The organism is Streptomyces poriferorum (assembly GCF_019399235.1).
GTDB lineage: Bacteria > Actinomycetota > Actinomycetes > Streptomycetales > Streptomycetaceae > Streptomyces > Streptomyces poriferorum.
In genome coordinates, this window is sequence record NZ_JAELVH010000468.1 from 1 (window position 1) to 2,944 (window position 2,944).

A 2,944-nucleotide genomic window follows, 5' to 3' on the forward strand; every position below is an offset into this window, starting at 1 on the left:
GACGGGGCGCCCGCCACCCGGCCGAACAGCGGGGCGAGGATGAGCTGGGCCGCCCCTTCGGCGACCGGCTGCTCCCCGCCGCCCGCGGCGACGACCGGTACGGGCGCCCCGTCCGCCCCGTCGCGCCGTGCCCGCTCGTCGAGCACCGCGCGTACCCCTCGGACGTACGCGTCGGGGTCGGCGGCGACGAGGCGTCCGCCCAGCACCACCCGGTCGATGTCGAGCAGCCCGACCAGGTTGGCGGCGCCGGTCCCGAGCACCCGCGCGGCCTCGGCGACGTCGCCCCGGTCGACGGCGGCCAGGCAGAGCGCCTCGATGCAGCCGCGCCCGCCGCAGCTGCACGGGGCGCCGTCCAGCTGGACGGTCTGGTGGCCGAACTCCCCCGCTCCGGTACGGGCCCCGCGGTGCAGCGCCCCGCCGAGCACCAGTCCGGAGCCTAGGCCGGTGCCCAGGTGGAGGTAGGCGAAGTCGGCGGGATCCGGCGTCTGGAGGGCGAGCCCGAGGGCGGCGGCGTTGGTGTCCTTGTCGATGACGACGGGCAGCCCGGTCCGCGCGGTGAGCTCGTCCCGGAGCGGGTAGCCGTCCCACTGCGGGAACCCGGTGACGCGGTGCAGGACCCCGCCCCGGTGGTCGAGCGGCCCCGGTACGGCGACGCCCACCCCGAGCACTGCCCGCGCGCCGTCGCCCCGCACGGCGGCGACAGCCCCGGCCGCCGCCGCGAGCACCTCGTCCGCCGGGGCGCCGAGGTCCAGCGGGGCCGTACGGCTCGCGGCCACCGTGCCCGCGAGGTCGACGAGCACCACGGTCAGCTCGTCGCGGTCCAGGTGCAGCCCCACCGCGTGGGCGGCGTCCGGCACCAGCCGCAGCACGGTGCGCGGCTTGCCGCCCGTCGAGGCGCGGTACCCGGCCTCGGCGGCCAGGCCCTCGGCGCGCAGCCGGGCGGTGATCTTGCTGACGGCCTGCGGGGTGAGTCCGGTGCGCCCGGCGAGTTCGAGCCGGCTGATGCCGCGCTCGCCCGCCGCCCGCAGCAGGTCCAGCACGAGCGCCGCGTTGTGGCTGCGCAGTGTCGGCAGGTTCGCGCCGCTGTTGCTCCTGTTCACGGACCCATTGTCTCCTGCGCTTGCACTTTGGCAACAGCGTTGCCAAAGTGGAAGCATGACTGCCCACGTGACTCACGAGACCTCCGGATCGTCCGGGACCTCCCTGCGCGTCGGACTCGTCGGCTACGGCCTGGCGGGTTCCGTCTTCCACGCCCCGCTGATCGCCGCCACCGAGGGCCTCGCCCTGGACACGGTCGTCACGTCGAACGAGGAGCGCCGGGAGCAGGCCCGCGCCGAGTTCCCCGAGGTGCGGTTCGCCGCCTCGCCGGACGAGCTGTGGGCACGCGCGGACGAGCTCGACCTGATCGTGATCGCCTCGCCGAACAAGACCCACGTCCCGCTCGCGACGGCCGCGCTGAAGGCCGGTCTGCCGGTGGTCGTGGACAAGCCGGTCGCCGGTACGGCCGCCGAGGCCCGGGAGCTGGCGGCGCTGGCCGAGGAGCGCGGGCTGCTGCTCTCCGTGTTCCAGAACCGCCGCTGGGACAACGACTTCCTCACCCTGCGCTCGCTGATCGCGGACGGTGAGCTGGGCGAGGTGCAGCGCTTCGAGTCGCGCTTCGAGCGGTGGCGCCCGCAGCCGAAGGGCGGCTGGCGCGAGTCGGGCGATCCGCAGGAGATCGGCGGGCTGCTGTACGACCTGGGCAGCCATGTCGTCGACCAGGCGCTGGTCCTGTTCGGCCCGGCGGACCGGGTGTACGCGGAGTCGGACGTACGCCGCCCGGGTGCCGCGGCCGACGACGACACGTTCCTGGCGATCACCCACACCAGCGGGGTCCGCTCGCATCTGTACGTCAGCGCGACGACGGCCCAGCTCGGCCCGCGTTTCCGGGTGCTCGGGTCGACCGCCGGGTACGTCAAGTACGGCCTCGACCCCCAGGAGGCCGCCCTGCGCGAGGGCACCCGCCCGTCGGCCCGGGTGCCGTGGGGTGTGGAGGACGAGGCGCTGTGGGGCAGGCTCGGTTCGGGCGAGTCCCCGCTCACGGGCGGCGGCACCCCGGTGCGTACGCTGCCGGGCGATTACCCCGCGTACTACGCGGCGGTCGCCGACGCGCTGCGCGGCAAGGGCGAGAATCCGGTGACCGCCCTCCAGGCCGCCGCCGCGCTGGACGTTCTGGAGGCCGCCCGCCGCTCGGCCCGCGACGGCGTCACGGTCGCGCTGCCCCCGGCCTCCGCCTCCGTATCCGCCACCGCTCACGCCACCGAGGAGCAGTCCGCATGAACCCCACCGCTCCGACCATCTCCGAGCTGATCGCCCAGGAGCGCCGGCTGACGCTGCCGCATTTCGGCTACGACGACGCATACGCGCTCGGCGGCCTGCTCGTCGCCCTGGCCCGGGAACGGCACGCCCCGGTCGCGATCGACATCCGGCGCGGCGCCCAGCAGCTGTTCCATGCGGCGCTGCCCGGCTCCAGCGCGGACAACGACGCGTGGATCGACCGCAAGCGCAAGGTCGTCGAGCGGTACGGCGAGAGCTCGTACCTGGTCGGGACCCGGTTCCGGGCCAAGGGGACAACGTTCGACGAGGCCTCGCGCCTGGACCCGGACACGTACGCCGCGCACGGCGGCTCCTTCCCGATCGCGGTCGAGGGCGCGGGCGTCATCGGCTCGGTCACGGTCTCGGGCCTGCCCCAGGCGGAGGACCACGCACTGGTGGTCGAGGCGCTGGAACAGTTCGCGACGAAGATCAGCGACTGACCGGCCCCGGCACGCGCGAAGGGGTGGGGGCCGCCGCCGGGCACCCCCCACCCCTCCGATCTTTACGCGTCCTACGTCGGCGCTGTGCGCGTAGCCGACCAGCGCCGTCGCGCACCGAGCAGCCCGGCAGAATCAAGCCCGTCCGGCGA

General features: G+C 75.1%; 3 protein-coding genes. 2 read left to right on the forward strand and 1 reads right to left on the reverse strand.

Annotated features, from left to right (window positions below; all coding sequences use genetic code 11):
- A partial coding sequence (locus tag JGS39_RS38490) for an ROK family transcriptional regulator (RefSeq protein WP_308120967.1) occupies nt 1–1,100 on the reverse strand: 1,100 nt, incomplete at its 3' end.
- Between the two features lie 55 nt (nt 1,101–1,155).
- On the opposite strand from JGS39_RS38490, the gene JGS39_RS38495 reads away from it, so the two are divergent.
- Entirely contained in the window at nt 1,156–2,319 is a 1,164-nt protein-coding gene (locus tag JGS39_RS38495) for a Gfo/Idh/MocA family oxidoreductase (RefSeq protein ID WP_219574420.1), read from the forward strand.
- A complete protein-coding gene (locus tag JGS39_RS38500) occupies nt 2,316–2,795 on the forward strand; it encodes a heme-degrading domain-containing protein (protein WP_148018858.1) in 480 nt (159 codons plus the stop codon). Before JGS39_RS38495 ends, JGS39_RS38500 begins: the two co-directional genes overlap by 4 nt.
- Nucleotides 2,796–2,944 lie beyond the last annotated feature (149 nt).

Coding starts and splice junctions, on each gene's coding strand:
- JGS39_RS38495 (WP_219574420.1), top strand. CDS start 1,156: ATGACTGCCCACGTGACTCACGAGACCTCCGGATCGTCCGGGACCTCC.
- JGS39_RS38500 (WP_148018858.1), top strand. CDS start 2,316: ATGAACCCCACCGCTCCGACCATCTCCGAGCTGATCGCCCAGGAGCGC.